Annotated in this window: 21 protein-coding genes and 6 tRNA genes; 9 read left to right on the forward strand and 18 right to left on the reverse strand. The window is 70.2% G+C overall.

Annotated features, from left to right (window positions below):
* Positions 1–28: 28 nt before the first annotated feature.
* The 6 genes from OG870_RS08820 to OG870_RS08845 form a co-directional block, all read right to left on the reverse strand.
* Positions 29–619, reverse strand: coding sequence for a hypothetical protein (locus OG870_RS08820; protein ID WP_266841395.1), 591 nt, complete (start codon positions 617–619; stop codon positions 29–31).
* A gap of 10 nt (positions 620–629) precedes the next feature.
* The gene (locus OG870_RS08825; RefSeq protein ID WP_266585983.1) at positions 630–1514 is read right to left on the reverse strand and encodes a carbohydrate ABC transporter permease; all 885 of its coding nucleotides are present in this window, start codon (positions 1512–1514) and stop codon (positions 630–632) included.
* Entirely contained in the window at positions 1511–2476 is a 966-nt protein-coding gene (locus tag OG870_RS08830; protein ID WP_266510793.1) for a carbohydrate ABC transporter permease, read from the reverse strand. Before OG870_RS08830 ends, OG870_RS08825 begins: the two co-directional genes overlap by 4 nt.
* Before the next feature lie 42 nt (positions 2477–2518).
* Positions 2519–3808 (reverse strand): ABC transporter substrate-binding protein, encoded by a 1290-nt coding sequence (locus tag OG870_RS08835; RefSeq protein ID WP_266841393.1) that lies wholly within the window; start codon positions 3806–3808, stop codon positions 2519–2521.
* Between the two features lie 429 nt (positions 3809–4237).
* Positions 4238–4309, reverse strand: a tRNA-Val gene (locus OG870_RS08840).
* A gap of 87 nt (positions 4310–4396) precedes the next feature.
* Positions 4397–4849, reverse strand: a complete 453-nt coding sequence (locus tag OG870_RS08845; protein WP_266510799.1) for a TIGR02611 family protein — start codon at positions 4847–4849, stop codon at positions 4397–4399.
* 201 nt (positions 4850–5050) lie between these two features.
* On the opposite strand from OG870_RS08845, the gene OG870_RS08850 reads away from it, so the two are divergent.
* On the forward strand, positions 5051–5464 hold the full coding sequence (locus OG870_RS08850; RefSeq protein ID WP_004002642.1) for an SsgA family sporulation/cell division regulator: 414 nt from the start codon (positions 5051–5053) through the stop codon (positions 5462–5464).
* 243 nt (positions 5465–5707) lie between these two features.
* Positions 5708–6268, forward strand: a complete 561-nt coding sequence (locus OG870_RS08855) for a CGNR zinc finger domain-containing protein (RefSeq protein WP_266585979.1) — start codon at positions 5708–5710, stop codon at positions 6266–6268.
* Between the two features lie 66 nt (positions 6269–6334).
* Here OG870_RS08855 and OG870_RS08860 read toward each other — a convergent pair whose 3' ends face one another.
* Both OG870_RS08860 and OG870_RS08865 read right to left on the reverse strand, forming a co-directional pair.
* The gene (locus OG870_RS08860) at positions 6335–6487 is read right to left on the reverse strand and encodes a hypothetical protein (RefSeq protein ID WP_266510806.1); all 153 of its coding nucleotides are present in this window, start codon (positions 6485–6487) and stop codon (positions 6335–6337) included.
* 214 nt (positions 6488–6701) lie between these two features.
* Entirely contained in the window at positions 6702–7145 is a 444-nt protein-coding gene (locus OG870_RS08865) for a hypothetical protein (RefSeq protein ID WP_266585978.1), read from the reverse strand.
* 348 nt (positions 7146–7493) lie between these two features.
* Here OG870_RS08865 and OG870_RS08870 point away from each other — a divergent pair, with 348 nt between their 5' ends.
* On the forward strand, positions 7494–8018 hold the full coding sequence (locus OG870_RS08870) for a DsbA family protein (protein WP_266585976.1): 525 nt from the start codon (positions 7494–7496) through the stop codon (positions 8016–8018).
* Positions 8019–8025: 7 nt separating this feature from the next.
* Here the strand turns inward: OG870_RS08870 and OG870_RS08875 are convergent, their stop codons facing one another.
* The 3 genes from OG870_RS08875 to OG870_RS08885 form a co-directional block, all read right to left on the reverse strand.
* A complete protein-coding gene (locus OG870_RS08875; RefSeq protein ID WP_266510814.1) occupies positions 8026–8850 on the reverse strand; it encodes a GNAT family N-acetyltransferase in 825 nt (274 codons plus the stop codon).
* A 72-nt stretch (positions 8851–8922) separates the two neighbouring features.
* Positions 8923–9744: an aminotransferase class IV gene (locus OG870_RS08880; RefSeq protein WP_266510816.1), complete on the reverse strand. Its 822-nt coding sequence runs from the start codon at positions 9742–9744 to the stop codon at positions 8923–8925.
* Positions 9741–10871 (reverse strand): chorismate-binding protein, encoded by a 1131-nt coding sequence (locus OG870_RS08885; protein WP_266585972.1) that lies wholly within the window; start codon positions 10869–10871, stop codon positions 9741–9743. Before OG870_RS08885 ends, OG870_RS08880 begins: the two co-directional genes overlap by 4 nt.
* Positions 10872–11049: 178 nt before the next feature.
* On the opposite strand from OG870_RS08885, the gene OG870_RS08890 reads away from it, so the two are divergent.
* The 5 genes from OG870_RS08890 to OG870_RS08910 all read left to right on the forward strand — a co-directional run bounded on the left by OG870_RS08890 (position 11050) and on the right by OG870_RS08910 (position 11526).
* A tRNA-Gly gene (locus OG870_RS08890) sits at positions 11050–11122 on the forward strand.
* A 40-nt stretch (positions 11123–11162) separates the two neighbouring features.
* A tRNA-Cys gene (locus tag OG870_RS08895) sits at positions 11163–11236 on the forward strand.
* A gap of 1 nt (position 11237) precedes the next feature.
* Positions 11238–11309 (forward strand) — tRNA-Val (locus tag OG870_RS08900).
* Positions 11310–11332: 23 nt separating this feature from the next.
* A tRNA-Val gene (locus OG870_RS08905) sits at positions 11333–11404 on the forward strand.
* A gap of 50 nt (positions 11405–11454) precedes the next feature.
* Positions 11455–11526: transfer RNA gene (locus tag OG870_RS08910), tRNA-Val, on the forward strand.
* Between the two features lie 62 nt (positions 11527–11588).
* On the opposite strand, the gene OG870_RS08915 is transcribed toward OG870_RS08910, so the two are convergent.
* The 4 genes from OG870_RS08915 to OG870_RS08930 form a co-directional block, all read right to left on the reverse strand.
* Positions 11589–11888, reverse strand: coding sequence for a TFIIB-type zinc ribbon-containing protein (locus OG870_RS08915; protein WP_266510822.1), 300 nt, complete (start codon positions 11886–11888; stop codon positions 11589–11591).
* 80 nt (positions 11889–11968) lie between these two features.
* On the reverse strand, positions 11969–12907 hold the full coding sequence (locus tag OG870_RS08920) for a phosphotransferase family protein (RefSeq protein WP_266585970.1): 939 nt from the start codon (positions 12905–12907) through the stop codon (positions 11969–11971).
* 755 nt (positions 12908–13662) lie between these two features.
* The gene (locus OG870_RS08925; RefSeq protein ID WP_266510828.1) at positions 13663–13857 is read right to left on the reverse strand and encodes a hypothetical protein; all 195 of its coding nucleotides are present in this window, start codon (positions 13855–13857) and stop codon (positions 13663–13665) included.
* Between the two features lie 198 nt (positions 13858–14055).
* Entirely contained in the window at positions 14056–14331 is a 276-nt protein-coding gene (locus OG870_RS08930; RefSeq protein ID WP_266585968.1) for a hypothetical protein, read from the reverse strand.
* Between the two features lie 196 nt (positions 14332–14527).
* Between OG870_RS08930 and OG870_RS08935 the strand changes: the two genes are divergently transcribed.
* Positions 14528–15904 (forward strand): protein kinase domain-containing protein, encoded by a 1377-nt coding sequence (locus OG870_RS08935; RefSeq protein ID WP_266588512.1) that lies wholly within the window; start codon positions 14528–14530, stop codon positions 15902–15904.
* Between the two features lie 15 nt (positions 15905–15919).
* Here OG870_RS08935 and OG870_RS08940 read toward each other — a convergent pair whose 3' ends face one another.
* From OG870_RS08940 to cobA, 3 genes are all read right to left on the reverse strand, one after another.
* Positions 15920–16312, reverse strand: coding sequence for an NUDIX domain-containing protein (locus tag OG870_RS08940; RefSeq protein ID WP_266585966.1), 393 nt, complete (start codon positions 16310–16312; stop codon positions 15920–15922).
* 2 nt (positions 16313–16314) lie between these two features.
* Positions 16315–17133: a TrmH family RNA methyltransferase gene (locus OG870_RS08945; protein ID WP_266510837.1), complete on the reverse strand. Its 819-nt coding sequence runs from the start codon at positions 17131–17133 to the stop codon at positions 16315–16317.
* 64 nt (positions 17134–17197) lie between these two features.
* A complete protein-coding gene (gene cobA / locus OG870_RS08950) occupies positions 17198–18430 on the reverse strand; it encodes a uroporphyrinogen-III C-methyltransferase (protein ID WP_266510839.1) in 1233 nt (410 codons plus the stop codon).
* Between the last annotated feature and the right edge of the window lie 139 nt (positions 18431–18569).

Here is an 18569-nt window from a genome sequence, read left to right on the forward strand (position 1 = left end):
GCCGGCCTGGTGCGAGGGGCGCCGCCCGTCAGCGACGCCGGTACCGCTCCTCCACGGCGACCGCGGCCGCCGCGACGGCCCCCAGGACGGGGACCGCGAGCGGCGCGATGAGCAGGGCGGAACAGACGACGAGGACCACTCCGCCGACGAGCAGGAAGGATCCGGCGGGGTCGAGGACGGTACGGCGACCGGCGGCCGCGAGCAGCGCCCGCCAGCTCTCCCCCGGCTCCCAGACCGCCGTCGCACGCAGCCCGGCCACGGCGGCGCCGATCAGCGCGAACAGCCCGGCGGCCCCGACGAGCGGTCCCCCGGGCAGCCCGGCGCGCACGGCCTGGACGTCCACCCAGACCAGGCCCACCGCGACCCACCCGGCGAGCCCGACGGCCCACCCGCGCCGCAGGGCCGTACGGAAGTCACCGACGAACTCCCGCCAGCCGCCGCCCTCATGGGTCGTACGGCGGCGCAGATGCCGCGCCCCGGCGGCGAAGGCGGCGGCATACGTCACCACTCCCACGGAGGCCACCGCTATCCACACCCCGGTGAGCAGACACTCGGCGAAGACACCGAACCGCTCCGCGAACACCGACTCCTTGCGCGCCTTCACCCGTACCTCGGCCATGGTGACCGCCTCAGCCCTTCAGCCCGGAGGTCGCCATGCCGTCGATCAGATAGCGCTGGAAGGCGAGGAAGAAGAGGAGCACGGGCAGGAGCGCGACCAGCGACATCGCGATGAGGCCGCCGTAGTTGGCGGCGACGCCGTCGGAGTCACGGAACATCATCATGCCGAGCGAGACGGTGTACTTGCCGGGCTCGTTGAGGTAGATCAGCGGACCCATGAAGTCGTTCCAGGCGTTGATGAAGGTGAAGATCGCGCTGGTGATGAGCGCGGGCCGGCACAGCGGCAGCACGATCGACCAGTAGATGCGCAGGTGCCCGCAGCCGTCGATGCGGGCGGCCTCGTCCAGCTCCCGCGGCAGATTCCGCATGAACTGCACCATCAGGAAGACGAAGAAGGCCTCCGTGGCCAGGTACTTGCCGAGCAGCAGCGGGACGTAGGTGTTGATCAGCTCCAGCTTCTGGAACATCACGTACTGCGGGATGAGCAGCACGTGGTACGGCAGCAGGAGCGTGCCGATCATCAGGGAGAACAGCAGGTTGCGGCCCGCGAACCTGATCTTGGCGAAGGCGTACGCCGTGAGCGAGCAGGAGATGAGGATGCCGACGACGGCACCGCCCGCGTAGAGGAGGGAGTTCTGGAAGAAGGTCCAGATCGAGATGTCGGCGATGCCGTCGGCCAGGCCCTTGAAGTTCTCGAGAATGGGATGGGCCGGGAACAGCCGCAGGCTGTTGATGATGTCCTTGCTCGGCTTGAACGACGCCCCGATCACCCAGACGACGGGATAGAGGACGACCGCGAGGACCAGCAGCGAGCCGAGATGCCAGGCGAGTGAGCCGGCACGCTTGCGGCCGGGACCGGCAATGGGTTTCGGGGTGGCGGGGGTGGTGGCGCTCATCGGGCGTCCTCTGTGTCGTTCTCGTAGTGCACCCACTTCTTCTGCGACCAGAACAGGACGGCGGTCACCAGCGCCACGGCGAGCAGCAGCATCCAGGCCATCGCGGAGGCGAAGCCCATCTGGGCGTTCTTGAAGCCCTGCTGGTACAGGTAGCAGGTGTAGACGAGCGTGGCGTCCGCCGGACCGCAGTACGTGTTGGAGACGACGTAGGCCGAGCCGAAGATCTGGAACGAGTGGATGGTCTCCAGCAGGACGTTGAAGAACAGCACCGGTGAAATCATCGGCAGCGTGATGTTCCAGAAGCGGCGCAGCGGTCCGGCGCCGTCCATCGCGGCGGCCTCGTACAACTCCTTCGGCACCTGCTTGAGCCCTGCGAGGAAGATGACCATGGGCGCACCGAACTGCCAGACGGTGAGCGCGACCAGGCAGTACAGGATCCAGTCGGGGTTGCCGACCCAGCCGCCGACATGGAATCCGAAGACCGACATCGTACGGTCGACGACGGCGTCGTCGGAGAAGAGCGACCGCCAGACGAAGGCGACGGAGACACTCGCGCCGATGAGCGAGGGGGCGTAGAACGCGGCCCGGTAGAAGGCCTGTCCGCGCCGGCTCTGGGCGAGCAGGAGGGCGACCCCGAGGGCGAGCAGCAGCTTCAGGGGCGTGCCGATGATGACGTACTTCGCCGTCACCTCGACCGACTTCTGCCACCGCGGATCGTCGAACATCTTGGTGAAGTTGTCGAAGCCGATCCACTTGGGGCTGTTGAAGAGGTTGTAGTCGGTGAACGCGAAATAGAGCGAGGCGACCATCGGGCCCGCGGTCAGGAGCACGAAGCCCGCGATCCACGGGGACATGAAGAGATAGCCGGCGAGGTTCTCCCGGCGGCCCCGCCGCCTGACGGCGGCAGGGGCGGCGGAGCGGGCCTTCCGGGTGGCGGGCGGTGAGTCCTTGACGAGCGTCACGGTGCTTCCCCATCGGTTCCGGTCAGGGCAGGTCCGGTCAGGTCAGGCCTGGAAGGCGGCCTGCGACTCGTCGAAGAACTGCTTCACCGCGGCCGAGGTCCTGACCTTGCCCAGGCCGAGGTCTCCGCCGATGCGCAGGAAGGCGGCCTCGATGGTGTCGGCGCCGGAGGGGTGCGGGGTGATCGCGCCGAGGACGCCGGCCTTGGCGGTGTCCGCCTCGTACTGCGCGATCTCCTTGTTGACCGGGTCGGTCGGCTTGAAGGCCTCGTACTGCTCGGTGGCGGCGAGGATGCCCCGGTCGTAGCCCATGATCTTGCCGACCTCGGGGTCATGGACCATGAAGTTGATGAACTGGGCGACTTCCTTGGGGTGCGAGGTCCGCGCGGAGGCGCTCAGCATCAGGGACGCCAGGTACTGCCCGGTGTCCTTGCCGTTCATGGTGGGGATGGGCGCGAGGCCGTAGTCGCTTTCGCCCTCGGCCGTGTACCGGACGGTGAAGTTGTCCCAGGTGAATTCCGAGGCTCCGTGCCCGGCGGAGAGCGAGGACTTGGGGCGGTCCTGCGCGACGGTCTTCGGGCTGGTGATGATGCCGGCCTTCGTCCGGTTGTAGCCGTCCTGCCACCACTCCGTCAGATCGGCCTGGTCGAAACCGAGCCCGTCCTTGGTGTAGAACGCCTTTCCGTTCTGACGCAGGTACAGGTCGTACAGGTACATGATGCTGAAGTAGCCCGTGTCGCCCGGCACCTTGGTCTTGTCATGGATGGTCTTGAGGGCCTTGAAGTAGTCGTCCCAGGTCCAGCCCGCCTCCGGCTCGACGCCCGCCTTCCGGAAGACCTTCTTGTCGATGACCAGCGACATGGTGTTGGAGCCGACGGGGACACCGAGCTGCTTGCCGTCGACCTCGCCGACCTTGGTGACGCCCGCACGGAAGTTGTCCAGGCTCAGGTTCCCCGCGTCGATCTGGGACCTGAGGTCGAGCAGGACGCTTCTCTTGTCGTACTTCCGAAGGAATGTGACGGCGTTTTGGAAAACGTCCGGGGGATTTCCACCGGCCGCCTGCGTCTGGAACTTCTCCCAGAAAGAGACGTAGTCCTGGAAGTCCGTCTTCACCTTGATCTTCGGATACTTCTTCTCGAAGAGCTTGATGGTCTGGTTGATCTTCTTGGCCCGCTCGTCGGCCCCCCACCACGAGTAACGGATCGTCACCGTCCCGTCGGCGGAGGTGCCGCTGTCCCCGCCGCAGCCCGTCGTCGCGGCCAGCCCCAGCGTGGCCGCCGATGCCCCGGCCGCCTTCAGGACCGTACGCCTCTCAACATTCCTGCTGGTTCCCACAGTCGGGCCCTCCCCGGCGTTGTTGGTGCCTGCATGAATCGTTTCAAGTAAGCGCTTGCTGGCACAAGCTACGGAGGGCCTCGGGGTGCGTCAATGATTCGGACAGGAATTTCTCGCGGGTCGGCCGGGCGAGTTGACGGCGGCTCAGGCACGGAGTTCGCCGCGGGAGGCGCGTCGCCGCAGGTGAGGCGTGCACGATCGACAGGCCGAACATCAACTGTCCCTGCGCACGCGGACGTTGTCCGGCCGGAACTCTCCGGAGCACGGCGGCTCACCGGGAGGGGGGTTCACACGACTGCGACCGGCCTGTTTACACGACAACAGCCCCGCCAGCTCACACCACGACGGCACGCCCGCCCACGCGACCGCGGCACGCTTGCTCACACGACAACGGCCCGCCTGCTCTCGCAGACGGGCCGCCGATCCGGGTGGGCGATACTGGGTTCGAACCAGTGACCTCTTCGGTGTGAACGAAGCGCTCTCCCACTGAGCTAATCGCCCGGACGCAGGGAGAACATTACCCCATGTCAGGGGGTGCCTGTGACAGCGCGAACCCTCGCCGGCGGGCCTTCGCGCCCGGCCCGCGGATCACTGGTCCTTGATCTTCCAGGGCATCACGAGGCCGAACTTCCAGAGGTAGACGCCGACCAAGGCGGCCACGATCACGAGGCCGATCGCCGTCAGCGTGATGTTGCGGCGCCGGACCTTCGGATCGAGGGCTCGCTGGGCCGCCTCGGTGACCTTGCGTTTCGTCCAGCGGAGCACCAGCTGGGCCCAGACGAACTCGGTCGCCCAGATGGCCATGCCACCGAAGATCACGACCCAGCCGGGCCCGGGCAGCGGCAGCATGACGATGCCGGCGGCCACGACCGCCAGTCCGATGACGAAGACGCCGACCTGCCAGCTCAGATGCAGCGCGCGGCGCCTCTTGATGAATGCCGGCGCCTTGGAGCCGAGCCCCTGCTCGTCCCTCGCTCCGTCCGGCTTCGCTTCGTCCGATGCCACGGCGACCTCGCCCGGCTGGTCACTCCCCGTATCCATACGGCCAAACTTTACCTTGGTTTACGGAGCGGAAACCAGTCACCAGAATGGCCGTACCGCGCGAACATGCTCTCGGCCGGAAGAGTTACGTAAAGGCACGCAAAACACTCAGAGGGGTTTACAACGGCACCGTAGGTGGCATGTCGATTTCGCCGACGTGCGAATCCCCGAGCGCACACTGAGCGAAAGGCCCTGGCGCTTATGAACACCACGGTCAGCTGCGAGCTGCACCTGCGCCTCGTTGTGTCGAGCGAGTCCTCCCTGCCTGTCCCCGCAGGCCTGCGGTACGACACGGCCGACCCCTACGCCGTGCACGCCACCTTCCACACCGGAGCCGAGGAGACCGTCGAGTGGGTGTTCGCCCGCGACCTCCTCGCGGAAGGCCTCCACCGGCCCACCGGCACCGGCGACGTCCGCGTCTGGCCGTCGCGCAGCCACGGTCAGGGCGTCGTGTGCATCGCCCTGAGCTCTCCGGAGGGCGAAGCCTTGCTGGAAGCCCCGGCGCGGGCCCTGGAGTCCTTCCTGAAGCGCACCGACGCCGCCGTGCCTCCCGGCACGGAGCACCGGCATTTCGATCTCGATCAGGAGCTCTCGCACATCCTGGCGGAAAGCTAGGGCGAGGCACCACGAAGCCGCCCGGCGCCGTCGACTCGGGGAGACGGCTCGGGCCAGGACAACTGCATACGGTAGGCATCGGCGCCGTCACCACGATTTCCGTCGTGGGGCGGCGCCGGTGTGCGTGCTGGGGAGCGTGGGAGCCCTACCGGCGGCACGACCGCCCGCAGCCGGGCGCGAGCCACTACCATCGGCCAGCATGGGGCGGGCGTCCGCCCGACCTCCAGGGCCAGGGAGCGAAACGTGCTGATCACCCACGACACCCGGTGCGCGCTCGACACCGTGGTGGATCTGGTGAACACCGCACCGGAGGACGGCGCGACGCCGGACGGGCTGGCCGGCCTCGCGGCTCTCGAGGACTTCGTGCAAAACCACGAAATCAGCGATGTCGGGGCGCTCTCGGAGTTCGACCTCTCGGCCGTGCGGAAGATCCGCGGGCGGTTCGCCTCGGTCTTCGCGGCGCCGGACGCCCGGACCGCCGCCATGGTGATCAACGAGCTGGTCGCCGCCGCCGGCACCACTCCCCGCCTCACGGATCACGACGGCTACGACTGGCATGTGCACTACTTCGCGCCCGGCGCCTCCGTCGCCGACCACCTGGCGGCCGACTGCGGGATGGCGCTGGCGTTCTTCGTCGTGGCGGGCGAGCAGGAGCGGCTGCGGCGCTGCGAGGCCCCCGACTGCCGGCGCGCGTTCGTCGATCTCTCCCGCAACCGCTCGCGGCGGTACTGCGACAGCCGGACCTGTGGGAACCGCCTGCATGTGGCGGCGTACCGGGCACGGCGCAAGGAGGCGGCGGGCTGACGCCCGGACCGGAGAGTGGTGTCGACGTGGTCCCCGGCGGGTGACGCCGGGGACCACGGGTACGGCTCACAGCATCAGCAGGTCGTGCAACGAGGCCATGAGCAGCAGACACCCGATCACCGCTAGGAAGATCATCAGCGGTGGCTGGGAAAGGGCGAAGAGGCATCCGCGCGGCTCGTCCTTCGGCGGCGCGGTATCGCCGTGTTTCGTGTCCAGCATCTCGCGGCGATGATGACGCAGACAGCACGTCCGGCGCGATCAACACGCCCGGATTGAGCGCCTGTTCGCCGAATTACGTGAAGTCCGCTTCCGGTCGTGATCGCTTCGCGACACAGCGTTGATCCACTGTGTCGTTTCAGTCGTCATGCCAGCCGTCATGGCAGGGGCCATGTCAGCCGTCATGTCAGCGGTCGTGCCTGTCGTGACACGCAGGTCATATGCCGTGCTTCTTCAGGATGGCCTCGATGTCGCTGAAGTCGTCCGCGGCGCCGGTGCGTGGCGCGGTCGCGGGCCGGGACGCCGCACGGGTCCCCGGGCCGAGAGAGGGCGCCGAAGCCGTCGGGGCGACCGCCTCGCTCCGCTCCTCCGCCCGGGCCTCCCTGCGCTGCTTGCGGGTGCCACCACGGCGGCGCTCCACCGCCCGAGTGGTGGAGAACAGCAGCCAGGCGGCGCCTAGCACGCCGAACCCCGCCCACGCCGTCGGGCTGAAGGCGGTGTCCGCCAGCCACTGCACGATGCCGGTCATCACCAGGCCGATGGGCACGAGCGAGTAGGCGGCGATACGCGCGGCCGAGAGGAAACGCTTGCGGTACGCGGTGACGGCAGCGATGCCCAGGCCGGCCGCGGACAGGGCGGAACAGACGGTCTCGGCAATCATCCGGTCCTCCAGGCAGGGCTCGCTCGGTCACGGGGCACTTCGTCCCTTCCATCCTGCACCGCCCGGCCCCCGCGCGGCCATGGTCCGGGCGGACATCAGGGACATCTCCGGGTCGGATCCTCCGCAGGTGCCGGTCCGGACACCCCCCCGGGCGTGGATCAGAGGCGCGGATCAGTTGCGGATCAGGGGGGATCGGCATCGCGGGTGAAGCAGATCGGGGTCGCTGGTGAAGGCGCGCGCGGCGGGCATGGTCGGGTGGCCGGTGGCCGGGGGATGAGGCAGCCGAGCCTGGATGGGGAGGCCGGGACTGGATTGGGTCGACCGTGATCGAGCTGGGAGACTGGCGTCATGAGCGACTCCTCCCCCGTACCTCCCGCCGCGCCCGTCCTCGACGTGTGGTGCGACCTCCAGTGCCCCGACTGCCGTAGCGCCCTCGACGATCTGGGCGCCCTGCGCGCCCGCTACGGCGACCGGCTGGAGCTGCGGCTGCGGCACTTCCCGCTGGAGAAGAACAAGCACGCGTTCGCCGGCGCGCAGGCCGCCGAGGAGGCCCTCGAACAGGGGAAGGGCTGGGACTACGTCGAAGCCGTGCTGGGGCGGGTCGAGGAGCTGGGCCGTGCCGGAGAGCCCTTCCTGGTCGAGGTGGCCGGTGAACTCGGCCTGGACGCCGAGGAGTTCGACACCGCCCTGATCGACGGCCGGCACATCCTGATCGTCGACGCCGACCAGGCCGAGGGCAAGGCGATCGGTGTGACCGGGACACCGACGTACGTCATCGGCGGTGAGCGTCTGGACGGCGGCAAGAGCCAGGAGGGGCTGCGGGAGCGGATCGAGGAGATCGCGGACCGGCTGCTGGCCGAGCAGCGCGCCTGACCGGCTCCTAGAGCAGCGGCTTGTACAGGGAGTACTGCGTCGTCTCGTAACCGAGTGACTCGTAGAGCCGCTCGGCCGGGGTGTTGCCGGCGAACACGTTGAGACCGAGCACGCGTCGGCCTGCGGCGATCGCCCCGCCCTCCGCCAGGAGCATCAGCGTACGGCCGTGCCCGCGGCCGCGGTGCGCGGCGTCGGCCGCGACGTCGTAGACGTAGGCCTTCTCCTCCAGCAGCGCCACCCAGAGAGTGCCGACGCGCGTCCCCTCGTGTTCGAGGAGGCTGAAGTGCATGTCCCGTGTGGCGCGCCCCTGCGGCAGGAGACGCTCGTGGTCGCGCCGCGATCTCTCGTACGCCTCCGTCTCGGGCACGCCCCGTTCCATCCACACGCGCGCGTAGTGCTCGGACTCGTGGGCGAACCACGCCTCGTACTCGGCCTCGGTCATGGACCGGCCCCGGCTGCCTTCGGGCAGGGCGGGCGGGGTGTCGCCGAGCAGCTTCTCCATGCCGCGGTTGCGCAGGACGTAGCCGAGCGTGTCGACGAACCGCAGGGCGGGCTCGGCACCGCCGGGCACGCTCACCTCGATCTCCCGGCATCCCCAGCCGCGCGCCACCTCCTCCGCGGCCAGCGCGGCCACCGTGCCCCGGCCCCGGCGACGGTCCGGCTCCTCGATCCGCAGACCGACGATGCGGGCCACTCTGTCGCCGAAGCCCGGTGAGGTGCCGAGATGGAGGGTGCCGACGGGCCGGCTGTTCACGCACACCTGGAAGCGGCGTGAACGCGTGCCATCGTCGTTGCGCTGAAGCGGCTCGGTCGGCCGCAGAGTTGTGGTCATCAAGGGTGTTGTACCCGCCGACGACGCCCAAGTCTGCTCATTTTTTCGGGGCCTTCACGTTCTGTCGGGCTCTTACGGATCTTGGTCGTGGCCCGACCGCTCGCCGAAGACCCGCATGGCCTTGGCGGTCACCGGGCCCGCCGTGCCCGGCAGTTCGCGGTCGTCGACGCGGTGCACGGCCTGGATGTCCCGCAGGGAGGAGGTGAGGAAGATCTCGTCCGCGCGCTGCAGGACGTCGAGCGGCAGGTCGGTCTCCCTGGCGCCGGTCCACTCGACCGCCAACGCGCGCGTGATGCCCGCGAGGCAGCCGGAGGCGACCGGCGGGGTGTGGAGCTCGCCGTCGAGGACGACGAAGACGTTCGAGCCAGTGCCCTCGCAGAGTTGCCCGACGGTGTTCGCGAACAGGGCTTCCGACGCGCCGTGTTGGTGGGCGCGGGCGAGGGCGACGACGTTCTCGGCGTACGAGGTCGTCTTCAGGCCGGTGAGCGCACCGCGTTCGTTGCGGGTCCACGGGACCGTGATCACGGCCGTGGAGTCGGGGCGGCGGCTGGTCTCTCCGAGGGCGACGACGAGAGTGGGGCCGTGCTCGCCGCGGTCGGACCCGAGGGGGCCGTAGCCGCCGGTGTAGGTGATGCGCAGCCGGCCGAGGGGCATCGGGTTGGCTTCGAGGACGGCGGCGCAGGCGCGGCGGACCTCGTGGTGGTCGGGATCGGGCAGGCCGAGGCCGCGCGCGGAGCGGGTCAGCCGGTCGAGGTGCCGGGTGAGCGCGAACGGCCTTCCGTCCACCGTCTTCACCGTCTCGAAGATGCCGTCGCCCACGGTCAGTCCGTGGTCGAAGACGGAGACGCGGGCGGACTCGATGTCCTGCAGCCCGCCGTCGAGCCAAAGCTTCACTGGTCGCTACCTCGCAAGTCCGTACCGGGTGCCTCACATCGGCCTGGGGTCCGGGGGCTGTCGTCCGCCGGGCCGTCACAGCGCGTCTGCTGTCCCTCTCCACTCGTCTCGTACGTCCCCGACGCTACCGCGAGGAGTCGGGCCGCCTTCAGCTCGGTCTCCCGCCACTCCGCCTCGGGGTCGGAACCCCAGGTGATGCCGGCACCCGTCCCGAAGCGCAGGACACCTTCCGCGCGGTCGATCCAGAAAGTGCGGATGCCGACGGCCAGCTCTCCGGTTCCGCGGTCCGCGTCGACCCAGCCGATGCCACCGCAGTACGGGCCGCGGGGGGCCGTCTCCAGTTGGTCGATGATCCGCAGGGCACTGGACTTGGGAGCACCGGTGACCGAGCCGGGCGGGAAGGCAGCGTCGAGCAGCTCGGGCCAGCCGACGTCCGCGCGCAGTTCGCCGCGGACCGTCGACACCAGGTGGACGAGCCCGGGATGCTTCTCGACCGCGCACAGGTCGGGGACGCTCACGCTGCCGGTGGCGCAGACCCGTCCGATGTCGTTGCGGACCAGGTCCACGATCATCACGTTCTCGGCGTAGTCCTTCTCCAGAAGGTCCGCCTCGGTGCGCCCGGTGCCCTTGATCGGCCCGGACTCGATGACACGACCGTGGCGCCGGAGGAAGAGTTCGGGCGAGGCCGTGGCTGTCTCGACCCCGTGCTCCGGCAGCCGGATCGTTCCTGCATACGGTGCCGGGTTGCCGCGGGCCAGCAGGGCGGTCAGGGCGTCCACGTCTGCGTCGGGCGCGACGGGCGCGGTCAGCACCCGGCAGAGGTTCGCCTGGTAGACCTCGCCGGCCGCGATGTGCTCGCGGATCCGGCGCACACCCGCCGTGTACGCAGCGTGGTCGAGCGAGGACGTCCAGTCACCGACCGCAGGGCCCCGCCACTTCCCCGGCACCGGTGCGGGCACGGGCTCCTCCCGTACGTCCCTGAAGCGGGCACAGGTCAGCCGGCCCTCGAAGTCCGCCACGACGGCCCAGAAGCCGGTGGATTCGAGGGCCCCGGGATCGCCTGTGACATCCATGAGTCCGGTGGCGACGCGATCACCGAAGCGGGCGAGAGGAGGCAGGTGGAGCACACAGTCGAGTCTAGGGCGGGTGTCGTGAAGGTGGCCCGGCCATGTCACTCCCGGGACCCCGGCCACGTCCGTGAGCAGGTGCAGCGCAGCACGCTGCGCAAACGCGTTTTTGTGCTGGCCCCGGAATCCGCTAGAGTTCAACTCGTCGCCGGGACGCGAGAGCGGTCCGAAACGACAGGCGGACGTAGCTCAGTTGGTAGAGCGCAACCTTGCCAAGGTTGAGGTCGCGAGTTCGAACCTCGTCGTCCGCTCGTAGGATCAAGGGGATCTTCCCGAACCCCTAGCACTCCTGGTGGAGTGGCCGAGAGGCGAGGCAACGGCCTGCAAAGCCGTCTACACGGGTTCAAATCCCGTCTCCACCTCCAAGGACGATTAGCTCAGCGGGAGAGCGCTTCCCTGACACGGAAGAGGTCACTGGTTCAATCCCAGTATCGTCCACTGGAGCCGTAAGGCTTCGACCCGCGCGATTAGCTCAGCGGGAGAGCGCTTCCCTGACACGGAAGAGGTCACTGGTTCAATCCCAGTATCGCGCACGCGGTAGATCATGTAGTTCATGCAGATCGCGCAGTACATGCAGTCCCGAGGACGATTAGCTCAGCGGGAGAGCGCTTCCCTGACACGGAAGAGGTCACTGGTTCAATCCCAGTATCGTCCACACACTCAAGCCCCCGGCCCTGCGGCCGGGGGCTTCTGCGTGGCACGGACCGGTGGTTACGGTCAGCTGGAGAACAGCATGTGGCCGAAGCTCTTGTGGCGGTGGTGACCGCCGTGGTGTCCGCCGTAATGGCCACCACCGTGACCGCCGTGCTGGGCGCCCCAGGCGGGGGCGGGCGGGGCCGGGTACGCCTGCGGCGCGCTCGGCGGCGGCGCCGGCTGGGACCACTGCGACTCCACGCGGGTCAGCGCCTCCAGCTCGCCGTAGTCGAGAAAGATCCCGCGGCAGCCGCTGCACTGCTCGATCTGGATGCCGTTGCGGTTGTACGTGTGCATCGGCGCATGGCACTTCGGACACTGCATGGTCGGCTCAACTCCTCGCCGGTCGGACCTGCTTCGCGTTACGCCAGGACAGACACTGTCCGGCTGCGGTCGGTTGCACCTTACTTCGCGAAACCCGGGGTCAACTCCGGCGGGAGGGAAGTCATTCGGACACATGCGTCGATCATGGACACTTCGACCTCGTCCAGGGAACGTTCCTCCGCGACCGCCTTCGCGATCGCTCGGGCTGCTGTCTGCACCGTGAGGGCGCGGGCCGGGACGTCCAAGGCGGGCCAGGGGTCGCCGTCGACGGGGACGGCCGGGCCACCGGCCGCGCGGTAGGCGGTCAGGAAGCGGGTCCATTCGTCGGGCGGGAGAAGTCCGCAGGCGTACCAGGCGGCCGGGCGGGCCAGGTCCCAGGCGGGGACGCCGGTGCCGAGGTCGTCCACGTCGATCAGCAGCCAGGGGCCGTCGGGGGTGGGGTGGCGGACGAGCTGGCCGAGGTGGAGGTCGCCGTGGCACAGGGTGGTGGTGTCCGGCATGGGGGTCTCGGCCCTGGCCCAGGCGGGGAGGGTGGCCCAGGCCTGGAGGACGGGTGCTGTGGCGGGGTGGGTGCGGGCCGTTGTTTCGAGCCGGGCGACGGCTCGGGCGGCCTTGACCGGGCCTCGCATGGGGGGCAGCGGGGTCGAGGGTGGAGTGCGGTGGAGGTGGGCGAGGAGGGTGGCGGCGGATTCCCAGGGGGCGGCTTCGGGGGTGTCCGGGTCGACGGGGGTGCCGTAGGGCCAGAACGTGACGAGGCGGCCGTGCAGGTCGACGGGCGTCGGGGTGAGTGGGGGCAGGAGGATGCCGGGGAGGTGCGTGGCGGTGGCGAGGCGGGGGGTGAGGTCGGTGAGGGGGGTGTCCGGGGCGTGGGCCTTGGCGACGGTGTCGGCGTGGCGGACGACCGTGGCGTCGGGGCGGTCGGCGAGTGTGGTCGCGCCGCAGGGGCAGGGGGCGGTGCGTGTGTGGGCCTTGGCCTTGGCTCGGGCGTTGAGGGCGGCGAGCAAGGGGGTGGCGGTCACGGGGCTCCCTGGGGCGGTGTGGGTCTGTCGTGAGGGTACGGGGGGGGAGGCGGCGGGGTCTTGGGCGCCCGGTGCTGCAGTCGGTCGCGGCGGGTTTCGCCCCTGCCGTCCCTGGCCGTCCCGCCCCCAGGGGTGCTGCCCCTTCAATCGCGGCGGGGGCTGCCTCCCCTGCGGCCCTCCCGGGGCTCCGCCCCGGACCCCGATCGGCCTGAACGGCCTCGTCCTCAAACGCCGGACGGGCTGATATACGCGGGCCGGCGCGCAGAAGAGCCGGCCCCTGCCGGGTGCGTGAGAGGTCGGGGCGGAAAGCCCTCGACCGGAGACGCCGGACGGGCTGACATGCGCGGGCCGGCGCGCAGAAGAGCCGGCCCCTGCCGGGTGCCTGAGAGGTCGGGGCGGAAAGCCCTCGACCGGAGACGCCGGACGGGCTGACATGCGCGGGCCGGCGCGCAGAAGAGCCGGCCCCTGCCGGGTGCGTGAGAGGTCGGGGCGGAAAGTCCTCGTCCGTAGACGCCGGACGGGCTGAAGGACACAGACCGGCGGTCAGAATTGCCGGTCCCTACGTCGGGCGGGCCGGAATGCGCGGAGCGGGTTAGAGGAGGTGGTCGTGTTGTCTGTTGTGTGCGGGCAAAGCAATGCCGGCGCAGCTCCCCAGCTGCGCCGGCATTTTTGCCGTCCGCCGCACCCCCGTCCCCACGGGGTTTCATGGGTGGATGTCCCCGCCCGGACCGCTCTTCCGGGCCTGGGGTCGCCGCTCAGCGCCCCAGCATCACGCCCACGGACGACGCCTGTGTAGCCACTGTCTCCCAGCCGTCGAAGACGAAGAAGAGCAGGGCCGCCAGGGGAAGGGCCATGAGTGTCGCCACCAGCGGGTGGCGACGGCCTGTGCGGCGGCGGAGCGTGTTTCTCTCCTGGGTGCGGATCAGTGCCCGCGGTGCCGTTAGGGCCATGGTCCCTCTCCTGACCGTTCTCAGTTGTCGTTGGCAGCGGCGGGTGTCTGACCTCGGGGGACGAGTGCTGCACCCGCCGCTTGACCTCAAATCTAGGCGTCCGGCGCTTGTCGCACGTCATGCCCTCGTACCGATTGCCGGGCCTCCCGGAGGATGAGCCATGACACGGGGAGTACTCCCCTGGGTGGAGACGTGGACCTAGGTCTCAGGGTCTTCCCCGAGGGGGCGCGCGGTGTGTCCGGGCCTTTCCGAACTGTCCTCCCGGGGTATCGGCTGCTCGACCAGGGCCAGCACCCGGTTCGCCATGAAGCGGGCCGTGCGGACCACGGAGCCGTTGCGGGTGACTTCGCTCACTTCCACGACACCTCGGCGTACCGCTGTCTCCACCCGGCGGCCCGCCCTGCTCGCCACCACCTCGTATGTGCGGGTCGTGTCCCCCGCATCCACGACTATTTCCACGCGATCACCCTTCACGTGTTCAATCCCCCTTCTGCGATGGGTGGTTGGGGTCACGAACCGGCCGAAATCCGCCTGCTCACCGGCTCCCTGACCACTCTTCAAGTCTCCCACCCGGCACTGACAATCCATCGGGCCGAGAGGGCGCGGCCTCTGCGCGCGGGCGGCCGTGGAAACGTAAGCTGTGCCACGTCACACGGACCGGGCAGCGGGGATGAACATGGCGATGATGCGCCTGAGGCGCGAGGACCCGCGCGTCGTCGGCTCGTTCAGGCTTCACAGACGGCTCGGCGCGGGCGGGATGGGCGTCGTGTACCTGGGCTCCGACAAGAAGGGGCAGCGGGTCGCGCTGAAGGTCATCCGGCCTGATCTGGCGGAGGACCAGGAGTTCCGGTCGCGCTTCGCGCGGGAGGTTTCCGCGGCCCGTCGGATCAGGGGTGGGTGTACGGCTCGGCTCGTCGCCGCCGATCTCGATGCCGACCGGCCCTGGTTCGCCACCCAGTACGTGCCCGGGCCCTCGCTGCACGACAAGGTGGCCGACGGGGGGCCGCTGAGCGCGGCCGACGTCGCGGCCGTGGGTGCCGCCCTGTCGGAGGGGCTCGTCGCCGTGCACGAGGCGGGCGTCGTGCACCGGGATCTCAAGCCGTCCAACATCCTGCTGTCCCCGAAGGGGCCGCGGATCATCGACTTCGGTATCGCCTGGGCGACCGGGGCGTCCACGCTGACGCACGTCGGTACGGCCGTCGGCTCCCCCGGCTTCCTCGCGCCGGAGCAGGTGCGCGGGGCCGCCGTCACGCCGGCCACGGACGTGTTCTCGCTGGGGGCGACCCTGGCGTACGCGGCGATGGCCGATTCGCCCTTCGGACACGGCAGTTCCGAGGTGATGCTGTACCGCGTCGTCCACGAAGAGGCGCAGCTGCACGGCGTGCCGGACGCGCTGGCCCCGCTCGTGCGCGCGTGTCTGGCGAAGGATCCCGAGGAGCGGCCCAGCACGCTGCAACTGTCACTGCGGCTCAAGGAGATCGCCGCCCGGGAGACACAGGGACTCCCCGACCCGCGTCCGCCCGCGCCCCGCGCGGCTGAGGCGGACCGGCCCACGGGGCGGCTCGCCGACACCTACCCGGAGCAGCAGCGCGAACAGCGCCGGCCCCAGGGTCCGCACGGGACACCGCCGCCGCGGGGTGCTTCCGCCGGGCCGCGCGGGTCCTCTCCGGTCCGGGGCGGGGCTGCTCCCTCGCGGGGCGGCAGCGCCTCCCGCAGTGGTCCGGCGGCGTCCCAGCGCTCGGGGTCACGGCACACGTCCGCCTCGCGGAACACGACGCGCTCGGGCAGCGGGAGCCGGCCCGCGCCGCGCAGCGGTACCGGTCGTCCGGGGCCCAGGACCACGGGGACGGGACGCCGGCCGGCCAATCCTCGGCTGCTGCGGCAACGGCTGTTCGTGTTCGTCGTCGTCACGCTGCTCGTGGCCCTCGGCATCGCCGCCGCCCAGGGCTGCCAGGGGCCGGCGCGAGGACTGGGCGGCGACGCCGATGTCGTACGGCAGCAGCACCATGAACAGCTCGGGGAACCGGGCCGCGTCACCGTGGACTGAGGGTGGGCCGGGGCGTCACAGGTCCGGCAGGATCCGTTCGAAGAACTCTCGGTCGCCGTCGAAGACCGGGTTGAGGGCCAGGAATTCCTCCGGGGTGACCCAGCGGGCCTCGGCGACCTCCACCGTGTCGGGGACGACCTCTCCGCTGTCCGCGTCCGCCGTCCACCAGTGGAGGCGGAAGTGACCGTCGTCGGTCTCCGACTCCCAGACCTTCACGCCCGGGGAGACGGTGAGGCCCACCTCCTCCATGACCTCGCGGACCAGGGCCTGTTCCTGGGTCTCCCCCGGTTCGACCTTGCCGCTGAGGGGCTGCCAGAAACCGGGGTGGGAGACGGTGGGGCCGCGTCGGACGGCGAGCACCCGGTCGGCCCGGCGCAGCACCGCGACGATCGCCTCCCGTTGAACCATGGCTATCCCTGCGGGCGGCCGGTGGCCACCGCGTAGAAGGCGACCGCGGCTGCCGCGCCCACATTGAGGGAGTCGACGCCGTGGGACATCGGGATGCGGACCCATTCATCGGCGGCGACCAGGGCCTGCGTGGACAGGCCGTCGCCCTCGGCGCCGAGCATCAGGGCGACCCGGTCCATCTTGTGCGGCGCGGCCTCGTCGAGGGACCTGGCCTTCTCGTCGGGGGTGAGGGCGAGGAGCGTGAAACCGGCCTCGCGGACCGAGTCCAGGCCCTTGGGCCAGGTGTCGAGGCGGGCGTAGGGCACGGAGAAGACCGCGCCCATGGAGACCTTGACGCTGCGGCGGTAGAGGGGGTCCGCGCAGTCCGGGGAGAGGAGCACCGCGTCCATGCCCAGGGCCGCGGCGGAGCGGAAGATGGCGCCGATGTTGGTGTGGTCGTTGACCGACTCCATGACCACCACCCGGTGGGTGGTCTGGAGGAGGTCGGCGGCCGTCGGCAGGGGTTTGCGCTGCATGGAGGCGAGGGCGCCGCGGTGCACGTGGTAGCCGGTGACCTGCTCCGCCAGGTCCGGGCTGACCGCGTACACCGGGGCCGGGAGTTCGTCGATGACGTCGCGCATGACGTCGACCCACTTCGCGGACAGCAGCATCGAGCGCATCTCGTACCCGGCGTCCTTCGCCCGGCGGATGACCTTCTCGCCCTCGGCGATGAACAGGCCCTCCGCCGGTTCGCGCTTGCGGCGCAACTCGACGTCGGTCAGGCCCGTGTAGTCGCGCAGGCGGGGGTCGTCGGGATCCTCAACGGTGATGAGATCGGCCACAGGGTGATACTGCCTTGTCCTGGGTGCGGTGCCAACGGCTGGGAACGGGTTGTGTTACCCGGGGTTACGCGGACGCCTGCGGGCCCACGGTGACGACCTTGCCGATGACGATGACCGACGGGGCCTTCACCTCGTGCGTACGGACCGCCTCGGCGACGGTGGCGAGGGTGGCGTCGACGCGACGCTGGGCGGCCGTGGTGCCCTCCTGGACCACGGCGACCGGGGTGTCGGCGGACTTGCCGTGGGCGACGAGCGTCTCGGCGACCTTCCCGATCGTGCCGACGCCCATGAGGATCACGAGCGTGCCGGTCAGCCGGGCGAGGGCGGGCCAGTCGACCAGTGAGCGCTCGTCGTCGGGGGCGATGTGCCCGCTGACCACCGTGAACTCGTGGGCGACTCCCCGGTGGGTGACCGGGATGCCGGCCGCGCCCGGCACCGAGATCGAGCTGGAGATGCCCGGGACGACGGTGCACGGGATACCGGCCTCGGCGAGCGCCTGGACCTCCTCCATGCCGCGGCCGTAGACGAACGGGTCTCCGCCCTTCAGCCGTACGACCGACTTGCCCTGCTTGGCGTGTTCGATCAGCGCGTTGTTGATGGCCTCCTGGGCCATGAAGCGGCCGTACGGCAGCTTCGCCGCGTCGATCACCTCGACGCTCGCGGGCAGTTCTGCCAGCAGGTCGCGGGGGCCCAGGTGGTCGGTGATGACCACGTCGGCCTCGGCGAGGAGACGACGGCCGCGGACCGTGATCAGGTCCGGATCGCCCGGGCCGCCGCCGACGAGGGCGACTCCGGGCGTGCGGGTGCGGTGGTGGGGGGCGACGAGGGTGCCGTCGCGCAGGCCCTCGACGACCGCGTCGCGGATGGCGGCGGTGTGGCGGGGGTCGCGGCCGCCGGCCCGGCTGGTGAGGACGGCGACCGTGACGCCTTCGCTGGTGCCCGTGGCCGGGGTCCAGGCGGTGGCGGCGTCGGCGTCGTCGGACCGGACGCACCAGACCCGGTGCCGCTCGGCCTCGGCGGAGGCGGCGGTGTTGGCCTCCGTGTCGCTGGTGGCGATCAGGGCGTACCAGGCGTCCGACAGGTCGCCTTCGGCGTACGGCCGCCGCTGCCAGGTGATCTCGCCCGCGTCCGCCATGGCCTCCACGGAGGGGGTCACCTCCGGGGATACGAGGAGGACGTCCGCGCCCGCTGCGATCAGTGCCGGGAGGCGGCGCTGGGCGACCTGGCCGCCGCCGAGGACGACCACGGTGCGGCCGGTGAGGCGGAGGCCTACGGGGTAGGCGGGGTTTTCGGCCATGAGGTGCGGCTCCTCGTGCTGGCAATGCGATGGGTGCTACGGCTCTGGAGCAGCCCTGACGTGCGGATTCTAGAGACGGATTCAGATTACGGCCGGGGTGGGGTGCACGCAGGAGCGTGTGCCCCACCCCGGTTCGGGG

Source organism: Streptomyces sp. NBC_00461 (assembly GCF_036013935.1).
In the GTDB taxonomy this organism is placed as follows: Bacteria; Actinomycetota; Actinomycetes; order Streptomycetales; family Streptomycetaceae; genus Streptomyces.